This is a genomic window from Mycolicibacterium austroafricanum (assembly GCF_902705885.1).
Lineage (GTDB): Bacteria > Actinomycetota > Actinomycetes > Mycobacteriales > Mycobacteriaceae > Mycobacterium > Mycobacterium vanbaalenii_A.
Genome location: NZ_CACSIP010000034.1, coordinates 182,492 through 196,838, shown reverse-complemented (window position 1 = coordinate 196,838; position 14,347 = coordinate 182,492). Strand labels below are relative to the sequence as shown.

Here is a 14,347-nt window from a genome sequence, read left to right as displayed (position 1 = left end):
GACTTCCCGCCGGAACGGTATTCCAGCAGGCCTACACTGCCAAAAGCCCTGCTGGAATACCGTTCCGGCGGGGAGGGCGTGCGTCAGGCGGGGCGGGGTTCGCGGACCGGGGCGCGGCCGAACACCATCGACTCCTCGATGCGGTCGAACCGGTGGTCGATGACATCGAGCACATAGTTGTGCCGCACGTTCCACGGCCGGCGGGTGCCCGACCTCGGCAGTGCGTGCGGCGCCCGCTTGATGTAGCCGGCCTGCAGGTCGAAGGCCGGCTTCTCGGCGATCGGGGCGTCACCACGATGCGGATAGGCGTGGGTGTAGCCGCGAGAATCCATGTACGCCAGCAGCTTTGCGAACGCCTTGGCCGTCATGTCCGCGCGGAGCGTCCACGACGCGTTGGTGTAGCCGATGCACCACGCCATGTTCGGCACATCCTCGAGCAGGTACTCCTTGTAGACGAATCGGTCGGTGATCTTGATCTCGGTGTCGTCGAGGACGATCCGGATGCCACCGAGGGCCTGCAGTTGCAGCCCGGTCGCGGTGACGATCACGTCGGCATCCACCCGGCCGCCCGATTTCAGCACGATGCCGTTCTCGTCGACGTGGTCGATGTTGTCGGTGACCACCTCGGCGCGACCGTCTTTGATCCGGTTGAACAGATCGTCGTCGAGGATCAGACACATGCGCTGGTCCCACGGGTCGTACTTCGGCTTGAAATGCACGTCGACGTCGTAGCCGGCGGGCAGCGCGGCCTTGGCGCGGCTACGGATCAGCTTGCGCCCGAACTTCGGCGCCTTGCGGAACATGAAATAGGTCAGGATGTGGAAGGCGGCGTTGCGGACCCGCACCACCGAGTGCGACAACTTCCGCGGCAGCACCCTGCGGATGAAGTCCACCATCGGGTCGATGCGCGCCATCGACATCATGTACGTCGGCGACCGCTGCAGCATCGTCACGTGTGCGGCCTTCTCCGTCAGGGCAGGGATCAGGCTGATCGCAGTGGCTCCGCTGCCGATCACCACCACCCGCTTGCCCGAGTAGTCGAGGTCGTCGGGCCAGAACTGCGGGTGCACCACCTCGCCCCGGAACCGGTCGATTCCGAGAAACTCGGGCGTGTAGGGGTCGTCGTAGCTGTAGTAGCCGGTGCCGAAGAACACGAAGCGCGACCGGAATACCCGCTCCTGGCCATCCTGCTCGGCGTGCAGCGTCCAGGTGTCGGTCGCGGAGTCCCATTCGGCCGATTTCACATACGTGTCGAACTGCATGTGCTGGTCGATCCCGTGCTTGTGCGCCGTCGACGTCAGGTACTCGCGGATGTACTCACCGTCGGCGACGTTCTCCGGGCGCGTCCAGGGCTCCCACGGGAACGATAGCGTGAAGATGTCGCTGTCGGACCGGATGCCCGGATAACGGAACAGGTCCCAGGTGCCGCCGATGCGCGACCGCCGCTCGAGGATCCGGTAACTCATCGCCGGATTGCGCTCCTTGATGCGGTAGGCAGCCCCGATCCCGGAGATCCCCGCGCCGATGATCAGCACATCGGTGTAGTCCGGGTCGCCATGATTCCCGTGCATCCGCAAGCTCCTTTGGTCCGGTCACGTACCACGATATGGGTCAACCCCTCGCCGCGTCGATGAATTCAGGTCGATTTCGGCGTGCGAATCGCCGCTACGCGCACGTTTCCACGCCGAATCCGCAACGATGGGGAGATGGCCGACGTCGTTGTCGTGGGAGCGGGTTTCGCGGGACTGTCCGCGGCACGTGAGCTCACCCGGCTCGGGCACGACGTCGTGGTCCTCGAAGGTCGCGACCGTGTCGGCGGCCGGTCCTACACCGCCGACCTGGCCGGGGTGCCCGTCGACCTCGGTGCGACGTTCGTCGGGCCGACGCAGGACGCGGTGCTCGCGCTGGCCGCCGAGCTGGGTTGCGAGTCGGTCCCCACCTACGGCCGCGGCAAGAACCTGATCCGCTGGCGTGGCCGGGTGCGGTCCTATCGCAGCACCATCCCCCGGCTGTCGATCATCGAACTGCTCGACGTGTCGCGGATCCAGTGGCGGTTCGACCGGATCAGCAAGAAGGTCCCGGTCGCCGAGCCGTGGGCCTCGCCGATCGCCGCGGATCTCGACGCCATCTCCCTCGATGACTGGCTGCGCTCGGTGCACGCCGGGGCCTCGACACGTGACCTGATGGCGATCATGGCGCGGGTGACGTGGGGCTGTGAACCCCGCGCGGTCTCCCTGCTGCATGCGGTGCGCTACGTCAAGGCCGCGGGCGGTCTGGGTCGCATGCTCGACGTCGAGGGCGGCGCCCAACAGGACCGCTTCCCGGCGGGAACTCAGCAGATCGCGGTCCGGATGGCCGACGAACTCGGCGACCGTGTCGTGCTCGGCGCACCGGTGCAGCGCATCGAACGCCGCCCCGACAGCACCCTGACCGTCGCGACCGCAGGCGGTGAGTTCAGCGGCCGCGCGGTCGTCGTCGCGATCCCACCGGCCCACCGCGCCGGTATCGAGTTCGAGCCCGCACTCCCGCCCGAGCACCGCGAGCTGGCGCGGCACTGGCCGCAGGGACGCCTGAGCAAGGCCTACGCGGCCTACCAGACCCCGTTCTGGCGGGACCACGGCCACTCGGGTGAGGCGCTGTCCGACGAGGGGCCGGTGTTCATCACCTTCGACGTCAGCCCCGGCCCCGCGGGCCCCGGAATCCTGCTGGGTTTCACCGATGCCAACGTCTTCGACTCACTGCCCGGCGAGAAGCGGCGCGAGGTCGCCCTCGCCGGGTTCGCCGCGCTGTTCGGCGACGCCGCGGCGCATCCGCTGGACTACCTCGACCACTGCTGGGGCACCGAACAGTTCGCGCCCGGTGGGCCGACCGCGGCGGTCCCGCCCGGCTCGTGGACCAGACACGGGCGGTGGTTGCGCGCCCCGGTGGACGCCATCTTCTGGGCGGGCACCGAGACCGCCGACGAGTGGACGGGCTTTCTGGACGGGGCGGTGCGCTCCGGCATGCGGGCGGCCGCCGAGGCGCATCAGGAGCTGATCCGCCGCTCCTGAATCTCTCCCGTCGCTTCGCTCGCCCCAGCTTGAACCTCTCCCGTCGCTTCGCTCGCCCCAGCTTGACTTTCCCCCGTCGCTTCGCTCGCCCCAGCTTGACTTTCCCCCGTCGCCTCCTCCACCAGCCACCGCAGGTGTTCGTTGACGTCGTCCGGTCGCTCCAGAATCGCGCAGTGCCCGCCGGCGAGCTCGACGAAGCGGGCCAGGTTCGGCGCGGTGGCCGCGATCCGGCGCGACGACACCATGGGCAGCAGCCGGTCCTGCTGACTGCCGATGACCAGCGTCGGCACCGTGAGGTTCGTCAGCGCGATGTGCCTCGGACCGAGGTGGTCGACCAGCACCCGCGCCCACCCTCCGCGTCCGGCCGACGCGGTGCGGTTGAACAGCTCGAAGACGAAGTCCACGACCGCCGGGTCGGCATCGCGGCCCACCGCGATCGTCGACACGAAACGGCGACTCGGACGGTCGGCGGCGCGCAGCAGCGGCGCCGCCCCGAACGTCTTGAGCAGGGAACCCGCCGCCCGTACCCGGGCCTCTGCCAGCGTCGCAGGCACGGGCAGCAGGTTGACGTTGCGCAGCAGGTCACCGGTGGTCGTGTTGATCAGCGCCACCGCGTCCGCGCGCTGCGCCACACGGTGCGGATACCGTTCCGACCACGAGCTGATCGCGATCCCGCCCATGGAGTGGCCGGCGATGACGGCGCGCTCCTCCGGCGCCAGGGTCGCGTCGAGCACGGCATCCAGATCGGCGGCCAGGTGGTCCAGGCTGTACCCGCCCCGGCGCGGCGGCACCGCACTGCGGCCGTGGCCGCGGTGGTCATAGGCGATCACCCGGTAGTGCTGGGCCAGGTCGGCGATCTGATAGGCCCAGACCCGGATGGCGCAGGTGATGCCGTGCGCCAGCACGATCGGATATCCGTCCTCGGGTCCGAACACCTCGGTGTGCAGCCGCACGCCGTCCCTGGACCGGACGTCGACGACACGGCCCCGGGGCAGTTCCTGGGCTGGGGCGAACGCGCGCCGCAACCGGGCGCTACCGCCTCGTGCCATCCGCGCTCCCTGTGCACTCCCTGGATCCGGCGACTTTGCCGGTGAGGTGACTGTACCGGCCGGGGTGGCCGGCGACGGTGCAGTTAAATGGTCTGATGCGCGCCATTCAGATCGCCGAACTCGAGGGACCGCAGGCCGCCAAGGTGGTGGAGATCGACGAACCCGCCGCAACCGCCGCCGGGGACGACACGGTCATCGTCGACGTCCACGCCGCGGGGGTGGCGTTTCCCGACGCACTGCAGTCCCGCGGGCTCTATCAGTACAAGCCGCCGTTGCCCTACACCCCCGGAGCCGAGATCGCCGGGGTGGTGCGCAGCGCACCCGATGGCGCACCCGTGGCGCCGGGCGACCGGGTGGCCGGTCTGACGATGCTCTTCGGCGCGATGGCCGAAGTCGTTGCGCTGCAACCGGAAAGGTTGTTCAAACTGCCGGACTCGGTGTCGTTCGAGGCGGGCGCCGGGCTGCTGTTCAACGACCTGACGGTGCACTTCGCGCTGCGCACCCGCGGCAGACTCCGCGACGGTGAGACCGTGCTCGTACACGGCGCCGCCGGCGGTATCGGCACCTCCACCCTGCGACTGGCGCCCCCGTTCGGCGCGTCCCGGGTGATCGCCGTGGTCAGCAACGAGGACAAGGTCGATGTCGCCCGCGCGGCGGGGGCAACCGACGTGGTGCTGGCCGACGGTTTCAAGGACGCCGTCAAGGAACTCACCGGCGGGCGCGGGGTGGACATCGTCGTCGACCCGGTGGGCGGGGACCGGTTCACCGACTCGCTGCGTTCGCTGGCTCCCGGCGGACGATTGCTCGTCGTCGGGTTCACCGGCGGGGAGATCCCCACGATCAAGGTGAACCGGCTGCTGCTCAACAACGTCGACGCCGTCGGTGTCGGCTGGGGAGCGTGGACGCTGAGCCATCCCGGTTACCTGCAGGAGCAGTGGGCGGAGTTGGAGCCGCTGCTGGCCTCGGGCGCCGTGTCCGCGCCGGAGCCGGTGGTGTATCCGCTCGAGCGGGCCGCCGAGGCGATCGCCTCGCTGGAGGACCGGACCGCGAAAGGCAAGGTCGTCGTGGTGCTGCGGTGACCGCGGACCCACGGAACCGCCCGAAGTCATGCGCTTGTCTTTGCCCACTGCGATGATGGACCCCATGTCCAGCGCTAGCGGGTCATCGGTCGAGGATCGGCAGGTTGCTGGATTCCTTGCTGCCGCAACGTCACGGCCCACCGGGCTGGTCATCGAGGGCCAGGCCGGGATCGGCAAAACCACGCTGTGGATGTCGCTGCTGGAGCAGGCCCGCGACCGCGGATTCCGGGTGTTGACGGCGCGCGTCGGCCAGGCGGAATCGGTGATGGCGTTCGCGGCGCTGGCGGACCTGCTCGGCGACCTCGAACCGGCGCGCTTCGCGCGGCTGCCGTCGCTGCAGTTGTTGGCGTTGGACCGGGTCCTGCTGCGTGCGGGGGCCGACGGGCCCGCGACCGATCAGCGCGTGGTGGCCGCGGGATTCCTCAACGTGTTGCACACGCTGGCCGACGGCGCGCCGGTGCTCGTCGCGATCGACGACGCTCAGTGGCTGGACGGCTCCAGCCGCGCCGCGATCGAGTTCGCCGTACGCCGACTCAAGGGAGCGTTCGGCGTTCTGATCACCGAGCGGTGCGAACCGGGCGAAGGCACCGCCGCCGGCTGGATGCACCTGGATCGTCCGGACGGCCTCCACCGTGTCACGGTGCGCCCCTTGACCATCCGGCAGCTGCACGGCGTGCTCTCCGAACGGCTCGGCCGGACGTTCTCCCGCCCGACAGTGCTCCGGATCGCCGAGATCTCCGGCGGCAATCCGTTTTTCGCGATCGAACTGGCCCGCGCGATCGGCGACGGGCCGGCCGCTGCCGACCAGCCGCTGCCCGCCACCCTGGCCGAGGTGGTCCGCCACCGGATCGGCCTGCTCGACGATGAGGTCCGGTCGCTGCTGCTCAGCGTGGCCTGCGTGGCCGAACCCACCGTCGAGCTGTTGGCCGATGCGAACGGCATCAGCACCGCGGAACTGGTCCGGCTGGTCGAACAGATCGAAGCCGACGGCATCGTCACGCTGGAAGGGAACCGGGTCCGCTTCACCCATCCCCTGTTGGCCAGCGGCGTCTACGCCGACGCCGGGCCGACCGTGCGGCGGGCCATGCACCGCAGACTGAGCGCTGTGGAGACCCAGCCGGAGCTCAAGGCCCGGCACCTGGCGCTCGGCGCGGCGAATGCCGACGACGAGATCTTCACCGCCCTCGACCGGGCCGCCGACGCGGCACGGGCCCGGGGTGCTCCTGCCGCTGCCGCCGAACTGGTCGACCTGGCGATCGGGCTGGGCGGCGACAACCCGCTGCGGCGCATCAAAGCCGCGGAGAACCACTTCCTGGCCGGTGACACCGCGCAGGCGGGAGCGATCGTCAGCGCCGCCGCGGAGACGATGGAGCCGGGGATTCTGCGGGCGATGGCGTTCAGCCAGCTCGCGATGGTCCGGATGTACCAGAACGAGCACGACAGCGCTGTCGAGCTGCTCCGTAAGGCGCTCGACGACGCCGTGGGCAACCCGGCCATCACCGTGACGGTATTGCTGCGATTGTCCTTCGCGCTCAACAGCTCCGGCGAGCTCGACGATGCCCGCAGGCATGTCCGCGATGCCGTCAAGCTCGCCGAGGAGCTCGGGATTCCGGGGCTGACCAGTGCCGCGCTGTCCTGGTCGGTCCATGTGAACTTCCAGTGCGGACGCGGCCTGGACCACGCCGCATTGGATCGGGCCCGTGAGCTCTACGACAGCACCCTCGACGTCCCGATCATCTTCCGGGCGCCGTTCGTCCACGCACTCGCGTTGTCCTGGACCGGTCGGCTCGAGCAGGCCCACCGGGAGCTGACGGCGGCACGGGAGATCTGCATCGAGCGGGGCGCCGAGAGCGACATGATGGCCATCGCCGGTTTCCTGGCGATCAACCATGTGTGGCGCGGACAGCTCGCCGAGGCCGCCGCGGAGGCCGCCGAAGCCGTCGAACGGGCCGAACAACTCGGTGGCGACGACGTGCTGATCATCCCGATGACGGTGCGAGCGGCCGTGGCGGCGTACGCCGGCCGGGTCGACGAGGCTCGTGCCGATGCCCGATGGGTCCTGGTCGCGATGAAGAACCGCAGCTCATCGCACGTCGCCGACTGGCCGGGGATGACGCTGTGCTTCCTGGAGGAATCGCTGGGCAATCACCGCGAGGCGCTCGATGCGCTGGACAGCACGTTTCTGTCCACCGGCCGCCCGCCGGTCACCGAGCTGATGTACGCCTGGCATCTGCCCGACGTGATCGAGGCGATGGTCGGTGTGGGCCGGCTCGACGACGCCGAGTTCCTCACCGCCGCACTCGAGCACAACGGCCTCGAGCACGGACGGACCTGGATGAAGGCGGTGGGAGCGCGTTGCCGGGCGATGCTGCTGGCCGCGCACGGAGACGTCACCGCGGCCGAGACGATGGCGCATCAGGCCATGGCCGAACACGAGGGCCTGCCGATGCCGTTCGAACGGGCCCGGACCCAGCTGATCCTGGGCCAACTGCAGCGCCGGCTGCGTCAGAAGCACACGGCGGCAGCCAATCTGACCGAGGCGCTGCAGCAGTTCGAGCAGCTGGGCACACCGTTGTGGGCGCGACGGGCCCAAGCCGAACTGGCCCGCGCCGTGGTGACGCCCAATGACGACCTCAGCCAGCTGACCCCGTCAGAGCAACAGGTCGCCGAGATGGCGGCCTCCGGCGCCACCAACAAGGACATCGCCGCGTCGATGTTCATCAGCACCAAGACCGTCGAACACAACCTCACGAAGATCTACCGCAAGCTCGGCATCGGCTCCCGCGCGGAATTGGGCCGGCGGATGGACCGGGCCCGCAGCAACACGCTCTAAGTGATCCAGTCGGGTTGCTGCTCGACGTCGACGGCGGAGAAGTCCTTGTGGGCCAGACCGGCCAGCACCCCGCCGTCGACGACGAACTCCGAACCGGTCGAGAAACTCGACTCGTCGCTGGCCAGATAGACCACCATGTTGCTGACCTCCCTGGGCTGGGCGATCCGCCCCAGCGCGCTGGAGAAGATGTCCTCGGGCACCCAGTCGGCCATCGGGGTCTTCACCAGACCCGGGTGCACCGAATTCACCCGAATCCCGAACTGTCCCAACTCCAGAGCGACTGACTTGGTCAGGCCGCGGACCGCGAACTTCGTCGCAGTGTAGCCGTGGCTGGCGATCGTGCCGGCCATGCCTTCGATCGACGAGATGTTGATGATCGATCCGTGTCCGGCGTCTTTCATCGTCGGCGTCACGGCGCGGATGCCCAGGAAGACACCGGTGAGGTTGATGTCGAGGATGCGATGCCACTCCGAGAGCTCAAAATCCTCGACGGTGCCGATGTTGAGGATGCCGGCGTTGTTCACCAGCACGTCCAGCCCGCCGAACTCGGTGACGGTGTGGGCGACCGCGGCCTGCCAGTCCTCGGTGCGGGTGACGTCGAGATGCACGTAGCGCGCATCCTCGCCGAGTTCCTTGGCCACCAACTCGCCGTCGCCGTCCAAGATGTCGCCGCAGACCACCTTCGCGCCCTGGGCCACCATCTCACGGGCATGCGACGCGCCCATCCCCCGGGCGCCCCCGCTGATCAGGGCGACCTTTCCGGCCAACCGTCCTGTCATCAATCCTCCTGGTGTCAAGGCTTGTCGAGTTCGTAGTCGTCCGGGTTCGGGCGATGTGTCCACTTCCAGTAATCGACGATGCGCCACGCGAACAGCGTCGGCAGTTCACCGGCCGAGTTCTTGTAATAGCTGCTCGTGACGGCGGGGTGCGAGTACACCATGGTTTTCAGGCGCGCCTGGCTGCGCCGGTCGTAATCGGTGCACACCTCGGCCCTGGGCATCGCCGATGCGGCGCCCGAGGTCAGCACCATGTCGATGCACCCGAGGATGTACCGCATCTGGCATTCGGAGTTGTAGATCAGGCTTGCGCCGTTGACGGCGTTGGTGCCTGGGCCGAACATGCAGAAGAAGTTCGGGAAGTCGTTGACCGTGATACCGAGGTAGGCATAGGCGGCGTCACCCCACGCGTCGTTCAGTCCGACGCCGCCCACCCCGCGGATGTCGACGGGCCCGAGTTGGTGGTTGACATCGAAACCGGTGGCCCACAACAACACATCGGCGGGCCGGTGCACACCGGCGCCGTCGGTGACCCCGTCCGGGGTGATCTCGGCGACGCCGTCGGTGATCAGTTCGACGTCGTCGCGCTGCAGCGTGGTCAGCCAGGTCCCGTCGTCCTGCAGGGTGCGCTTGCCCATCGGCGGGTACTTCGGCGTGACTTTGGCCAGCAGTTCCTCATCGGTGGTGAACGCCTGCATCCACGCGACGAACACCTCCCGGATCGTGTGGTTGCCCGCGCTGACCGACAGCCCGCCGTTGTCCCACTCCGGGTCGATGGTGATCTGCTCGTTGAGCGCGTCGGCGATCGGCCACCATGTCACGAACCGCAGCCATCTGCCGTAGTACGGCAGATGCCTTGTGGCCCACCGGGCGCCGTCACCGACGGGTGCGTGATAGTTGACGTTGGGCGCCATCCACTGCGCGGTGCGCTGGTAGACGTCGACGTGTGCGGTGGTCTCGGCGATCGCGGGGACCAACTGGAATCCACTGGCGCCGGCACCGATGACAGCCACCCGCTTGCCGGCGAGGTCGACGCTGTCGTCCCAGTCGGCGGTGTGAAATGAGGGACAGTCGAAGCCCTTGGCGCCCTTGATGTCCGGGATCACCGGGTTGCTGAACTGGCCGACAGCGCAGATCAGCCCCCGGGCGGTGAGCGTCTCGCAGACACCGGCGGCGTCCCTGATCTGCACCTGCCATGTCGAGGTCGCCTCGTCCCACGCGGCGCCGATCACCTCGGTCTCGAACCGGATGTGCTCGCCGATCTGGTATCGATCCATCACGTCGCCCAGGTACTGCAGGATCTCGGGCTGGGTGGCGTAGTGGTGCTGCCAGTGGTCGATCGGCTCGAACGAATACGTGTAGTACTGGCTGGCGATGTCGACACGACATCCCGGATAGCGGTTGGCCAGCCATGTGCCGCCCACCCCGGACTGCTTGTCGATGATCGTGAACGGGATGCCGGCCTGTTTGAGCTTGATGCCCGCCAGCAGCCCCGACTCCCCGCAGCCGATGACGACCACCGGGAAGCCGGCGCGTTGCTCTGCGGTCGAGGAGAGCACCGGCCCGGCCTGGTCCTTGTCGGTGAACCGCAGGTCGGCGGCGATGTAGTCGACGAACTCCTCGGTGACCTGCCCGGCGGACATCACGTCGAGCATCACCCGCAGCTGGTGCTCGTCGGGGATGAACGGTGGCGGGCATCCCCGGTCGCGGTAGTCACGGGCGACCTCGAATGCCCGGTCGCGCACCACCTGTTTGTCCGGTTCGCTCATCGCGCCCTGCAGGTCCATCGCGATGAGCATGTACGGGCCCGGCAGCTCGTCGAGGATCGCGAGGTCTCCGGTCATGTGCACCATTGACATCAGCAGCGCGGGCACACTGGCCTCGGCGATCGCTGCGCGGATCACCTCGTCGGGGTCGTCGAAGGGCAGACCGGTCAGCCGTGCCAGCTCCGGATCGCGCACCGCGGCACCTGTGACGTGTGGCATGCACCACACCATACATATGGCGATCTGTGGATGATCAGCCTTCGGAGTCGTGGCGGTCGAGGAAGCCGAGGACGGCGTCTGCGAACAGATCGTTACGGTCGCCGGCCACCATGTGCCCGGCGCCCTCGACGTCGACGAACTCGATCTGTGGGAAGCGCTCGAGGAAGGCCGTGGCGCGCTCCCGGCTGACCAGATCGCTGACCTGCCCGCGCACCAACAGCATGGGCACGTCGTCGGCGAGGATCGCGGCGACGGCGGCGTGCAGTCGGTCGGTGTCGGCCACCTCGAGCGGCGGCCGGGTGGCGGTGCCGTCGATGAACTGCGGGTCCCAGTGCCAGTACCAGCGATCTCCCCTACGGCGCAGGTTGTTGCGCAAGCCGTCCAGGTCGGCGGGTCGCGGTCGGTGCGGGTTGAACTCGGCGATCACGTCGGCGACCTCGTCGAGTGAGCCGAACCCGTCGACGACCTTGTCGGCCATGAAGGCGTGGATCCGTTCGGCACCGATCGGGTCCATGTCAGGGACGATGTCGACGAGCACCACCGCGCCGGCGATGCCGCGGGCAAGCTCGCCGGCCAGCAGCATCGATGTGAGCCCGCCCAGCGAGGCGCCGACCAGCACCGGTCGCGGGGGCAACTGAGACAGGATCTCCCGCACGTCGGCAGCGAAGCTGGACACCCGGTAATCGCCGTCGGATGACCACTCCGATTCGCCGTGACCCCGCATGTCGACGGTGACGGCCTGCCAGCCACGGTCCGCCACCGTCGTGGCCGCCCTACTCCACGAACGGCGGGTCTGTCCGCCTCCGTGCAGGAATACGACTGCCCGGGCACCGGGGGCGCCCTGCCGGTCGGCGGCGATCCGGACGCCGCCGTGCCCGTCGGTGAGGAAGGGTTCCGGCTTCGAGGGCGTGGTCGTCATCCTCGGATCGTAGAAGGTGCCTCGCCCGTCGAGCGCGCGTGTCTGCCCGCCTTGGCGCGGCGAGTCGCGGACAACAGCGCGCGCTCGCCAGCCGCGAGGTAGACAATACTGTGCCGATGCACAGGCTTGCGGGCAAAGGCGTTCTGGTGACCGGCGCGGCATCGGGCATCGGCGAGGCCACTGTCAGGACGCTGCTCGACGAGGGCGCCACGGTGATCGGGGTGGATCTCAATCCCGAGGCGCCGGAGGGACTTTCGAACGGGTTCGGCTATCAGCGCGCCGATGTGCTCGACGCCGGGGCGATGCAGCGCGCCGTCGCCGCGGTGGTCGACGCCGCGGGACGGCTCGACGGCGTGGTCCATTCGGCGGGAGTGGGCGGGGGCGGCCCGATCCACCTGCTGCCCGACGAGGAATGGGATCGTGTCGTCGACGTCAACCTCAAGGGCACGTTTGTGGTGATGCGCGCCGCGCTGGCCCAGATGACGACCCAAGACCGGGTGGACGGGGAACGCGGCGCGATCGTGACACTGTCCAGCGTCGAAGGCCTCGAGGGGACGGCCGGCGGCAGCGCATACAACGCGTCCAAGGGCGGGGTGGTGCTGCTGACCAAGAACGCCGCAATCGACTACGGCCCCAGTGGCATCCGCGCCAACGCCATCTGCCCGGGCTTCATCCGGACCCCGTTGTTCGACTCCGTCATGGGGCTTCCCGGCATGGACGTGCCGCGTGAGGGGCTACGCCACGAGCACAAGCTGCGCCGGTTCGGCCGCCCGGAGGAGGTCGCCGCCGTGGCGGCGTTCCTGCTGTCGGCCGACGCCAGCTTCGTCAGCGGCCAGGCCATCGCCGTGGACGGTGGTTATACCGCCGGCCGCGACCACCACGTCACCGAGTTGATCGGCCTCGGCGAGCAGTAGCCGGCCCCGTCACCAGAGGACTGCGATCGCCGTCGCCAGGAACGCCAGCACCCCGACACCGACGAAGATCGGGCGCGGCACTGCGTCCCCGGTGCGGCGTTGCCGCGCGTTGCCCATCCCCAGCAGTCCGCCGAGGACCACCAGGAGCACCAGCTTGACCCCGATCTTGGGGTAGTTCAGTTCGATTCCCGCCGGCCACGGTGCGGCCAGCGCCAGCCCGGTGAGCAGCGACAGCAGCAACCCGTAGTCCATCACCCGGGTGGTGCGGAACCGACGGGCCGCGGCTTCGGCCACCCAGGCGCCGAACGTCACCGCGAAGCCGACGAGGTGCAGCAGTACAACTACGTCACGTAGTACTTCCATGGTGTGAGGTTACAACCCACACCTCGTTCAGCTGATGCGGATCAGCTTCTTGTTGACGAACTCGTCGATGCCGAAGCGTCCGAGCTCTCTACCGAAGCCTGACCGCTTGACGCCGCCGAACGGAAGCTCGGCGCCTTCGGCCCCGACGGCGTTGACGAAGACCATGCCGGCCTCGATCCTGTCGGCGACCCGGCGGGCCTGCTCGTCGTCGGTGGTGAAGACGTAGGACCCCAACCCGAACGGGGTGTCGTTCGCGATCTCCACCGCCTGCTCCTCGGAGGTCGCCTTGAACACGGTGGCGACGGGGCCGAAGAGCTCCTCGCGGTAGCTCGGCGAATCCGGCGAGACGCCGGTCAGCACGCCGGGCGGGTAGAAGGCGCCGTTGCGCGCGCCCTCCGACACCAGCGTCGCGCCGTCGTCCACGGCGCGCTTGACCTGCTCGTCGAGCCGCTCGGCGGCGGCCACCGACGACAGCGGGGCCAGGCCGTCTGCCTTTCCGAGCACCTTTTTGGTGAACTTGTCCAGGAACTCGTCGTAGACGTCGTCGGCGACGATGATCCGCTTGGCGGCGTTGCAGGCCTGCCCGGTGTTCTCGAAGCGTCCGTCGATCGCCGCCTCCACCGCCGAGTCCAGGTCGTCGGTGCTGAGTAGGATGAACGGATCCGAGCCGCCGAGTTCCAGCACCACCTTCTTCAGGTTGCGGCCCGCGATCTCCGCGACGGCGGCACCGGCGCGCTCCGATCCCGTCAGCGAAACCCCTTGCACGCGTGGGTCGGCGATCACCTCGGCGATCTGCTCGTTGGTGGCGTAGACGTTGACGTAGGCGCCCTCCGGGTAGCCGGCGTCGAGGAAGATCTGCTGCAACGCCGCCGCCGACTCGGGACACTGCGGGGCATGCTTGAGCACAATGGTGTTCCCCAGCACCAGGTTCGGGCCCGCGAACCGGGCGACCTGGTAGTACGGGTAGTTCCACGGCATGATCCCGAGCAGTACCCCGACCGCGCTGCGGCGGATCAGCGCGGAGCCTTCGCCTTCGAGCAGCTCGATCGGCTCGTCGGACAGGAACTTCTCGGCGTTGTCGGCGTAGTACTCGTAGATCGCAGCGCTGAAGTCGACCTCGCCTTCGGACTGATCCAGCGGCTTGCCCATCTCGCGCTGGATGATCTTGGCCAGCTCACTCTTGCGCTGGGTGTGCAGTTCGGCGACCTTGCGGAGCAGAGCGGCGCGCTCGGCCACCGTCGACCCACGGGACCATTCCTTGAAGGCCTTCGCCGCCGCTGCGACAGCCTGCTCGACCTGCTCGTCGGTCGCAGTCGGGTACTCCCGGATCAGCTCGCCTGTCGACGGGTCGACCACCGCGTACGCAGATGTGCTCATCG

The 14,347-nt window shown here is 68.6% G+C and carries 11 protein-coding genes; 4 read left to right on the top strand and 7 right to left on the bottom strand.

The features are described from left to right. Window positions 1-83: 83 nt before the first annotated feature. Complete coding sequence (locus BEMPMBAN_RS21665) at window positions 84-1,571, bottom strand: flavin-containing monooxygenase (protein WP_159233304.1); 1,488 nt, start codon at window positions 1,569-1,571, stop codon at window positions 84-86. Window positions 1,572-1,706: 135 nt separating this feature from the next. Here BEMPMBAN_RS21665 and BEMPMBAN_RS21660 point away from each other — a divergent pair, with 135 nt between their 5' ends. After that, the gene (locus BEMPMBAN_RS21660; protein ID WP_159233303.1) at window positions 1,707-3,050 is read left to right on the top strand and encodes a flavin monoamine oxidase family protein; all 1,344 of its coding nucleotides are present in this window, start codon (window positions 1,707-1,709) and stop codon (window positions 3,048-3,050) included. Here the strand turns inward: BEMPMBAN_RS21660 and BEMPMBAN_RS21655 are convergent. Further along, window positions 3,026-4,099 (bottom strand): alpha/beta fold hydrolase, encoded by a 1,074-nt coding sequence (locus BEMPMBAN_RS21655; protein ID WP_159233302.1) that lies wholly within the window; start codon window positions 4,097-4,099, stop codon window positions 3,026-3,028. The genes BEMPMBAN_RS21660 and BEMPMBAN_RS21655 overlap by 25 nt on opposite strands. A 95-nt stretch (window positions 4,100-4,194) precedes the next feature. Here BEMPMBAN_RS21655 and BEMPMBAN_RS21650 point away from each other — a divergent pair, with 95 nt between their 5' ends. Together BEMPMBAN_RS21650 and BEMPMBAN_RS21645 are read left to right on the top strand one after the other, a co-directional pair. Beyond that, the gene (locus BEMPMBAN_RS21650) at window positions 4,195-5,178 is read left to right on the top strand and encodes an NADPH:quinone oxidoreductase family protein (RefSeq protein WP_159233301.1); all 984 of its coding nucleotides are present in this window, start codon (window positions 4,195-4,197) and stop codon (window positions 5,176-5,178) included. Between the two features lie 64 nt (window positions 5,179-5,242). Next, a complete protein-coding gene (locus tag BEMPMBAN_RS21645) occupies window positions 5,243-8,011 on the top strand; it encodes a helix-turn-helix transcriptional regulator (protein ID WP_234897632.1) in 2,769 nt (922 codons plus the stop codon). Here BEMPMBAN_RS21645 and BEMPMBAN_RS21640 read toward each other — a convergent pair. From BEMPMBAN_RS21640 to BEMPMBAN_RS21630, 3 genes are read right to left on the bottom strand one after another with little or no spacing between them, the layout of a single operon-like run. Then, window positions 8,008-8,790, bottom strand: coding sequence for a glucose 1-dehydrogenase (locus BEMPMBAN_RS21640; RefSeq protein ID WP_159233299.1), 783 nt, complete (start codon window positions 8,788-8,790; stop codon window positions 8,008-8,010). The two genes, BEMPMBAN_RS21645 and BEMPMBAN_RS21640, sit on opposite strands and share 4 nt — an antisense overlap. A gap of 14 nt (window positions 8,791-8,804) precedes the next feature. Beyond that, window positions 8,805-10,772: a flavin-containing monooxygenase gene (locus BEMPMBAN_RS21635; protein WP_159233298.1), complete on the bottom strand. Its 1,968-nt coding sequence runs from the start codon at window positions 10,770-10,772 to the stop codon at window positions 8,805-8,807. Window positions 10,773-10,806: 34 nt separating this feature from the next. Beyond that, complete coding sequence (locus tag BEMPMBAN_RS21630) at window positions 10,807-11,691, bottom strand: alpha/beta fold hydrolase (protein ID WP_159233297.1); 885 nt, start codon at window positions 11,689-11,691, stop codon at window positions 10,807-10,809. A 116-nt stretch (window positions 11,692-11,807) separates the two neighbouring features. Between BEMPMBAN_RS21630 and BEMPMBAN_RS21625 the strand changes: the two genes are divergently transcribed. Then, on the top strand, window positions 11,808-12,605 hold the full coding sequence (locus tag BEMPMBAN_RS21625) for an SDR family NAD(P)-dependent oxidoreductase (RefSeq protein WP_159233296.1): 798 nt from the start codon (window positions 11,808-11,810) through the stop codon (window positions 12,603-12,605). A gap of 9 nt (window positions 12,606-12,614) precedes the next feature. On the opposite strand, the gene BEMPMBAN_RS21620 is transcribed toward BEMPMBAN_RS21625, so the two are convergent. Together BEMPMBAN_RS21620 and BEMPMBAN_RS21615 are read right to left on the bottom strand one after the other, a co-directional pair. Next, window positions 12,615-12,968 (bottom strand): Fe-S protein, encoded by a 354-nt coding sequence (locus tag BEMPMBAN_RS21620; protein ID WP_159233295.1) that lies wholly within the window; start codon window positions 12,966-12,968, stop codon window positions 12,615-12,617. A gap of 27 nt (window positions 12,969-12,995) precedes the next feature. After that, complete coding sequence (locus BEMPMBAN_RS21615; protein WP_159233294.1) at window positions 12,996-14,345, bottom strand: NAD-dependent succinate-semialdehyde dehydrogenase; 1,350 nt, start codon at window positions 14,343-14,345, stop codon at window positions 12,996-12,998. Window positions 14,346-14,347 lie beyond the last annotated feature (2 nt).

Bases quoted from the DNA above. Each gene is read 5' to 3' on its own strand.
- BEMPMBAN_RS21645 (WP_234897632.1), top strand. From the start codon at position 5,243: ATGTCCAGCGCTAGCGGGTCATCGGTCGAGGATCGGCAGGTTGCTGGA.
- BEMPMBAN_RS21625 (WP_159233296.1), top strand. From the start codon at position 11,808: ATGCACAGGCTTGCGGGCAAAGGCGTTCTGGTGACCGGCGCGGCATCG.
- BEMPMBAN_RS21660 (WP_159233303.1), top strand. From the start codon at position 1,707: ATGGCCGACGTCGTTGTCGTGGGAGCGGGTTTCGCGGGACTGTCCGCG.
- BEMPMBAN_RS21635 (WP_159233298.1), bottom strand. From the start codon at position 10,772: ATGCCACACGTCACAGGTGCCGCGGTGCGCGATCCGGAGCTGGCACGG.
- BEMPMBAN_RS21615 (WP_159233294.1), bottom strand. From the start codon at position 14,345: ATGAGCACATCTGCGTACGCGGTGGTCGACCCGTCGACAGGCGAGCTG.
- BEMPMBAN_RS21650 (WP_159233301.1), top strand. From the start codon at position 4,195: ATGCGCGCCATTCAGATCGCCGAACTCGAGGGACCGCAGGCCGCCAAG.
- BEMPMBAN_RS21640 (WP_159233299.1), bottom strand. From the start codon at position 8,790: ATGACAGGACGGTTGGCCGGAAAGGTCGCCCTGATCAGCGGGGGCGCC.
- BEMPMBAN_RS21655 (WP_159233302.1), bottom strand. From the start codon at position 4,099: ATGGCACGAGGCGGTAGCGCCCGGTTGCGGCGCGCGTTCGCCCCAGCC.
- BEMPMBAN_RS21665 (WP_159233304.1), bottom strand. From the start codon at position 1,571: ATGCACGGGAATCATGGCGACCCGGACTACACCGATGTGCTGATCATC.
- BEMPMBAN_RS21620 (WP_159233295.1), bottom strand. From the start codon at position 12,968: ATGGAAGTACTACGTGACGTAGTTGTACTGCTGCACCTCGTCGGCTTC.
- BEMPMBAN_RS21630 (WP_159233297.1), bottom strand. From the start codon at position 11,691: ATGACGACCACGCCCTCGAAGCCGGAACCCTTCCTCACCGACGGGCAC.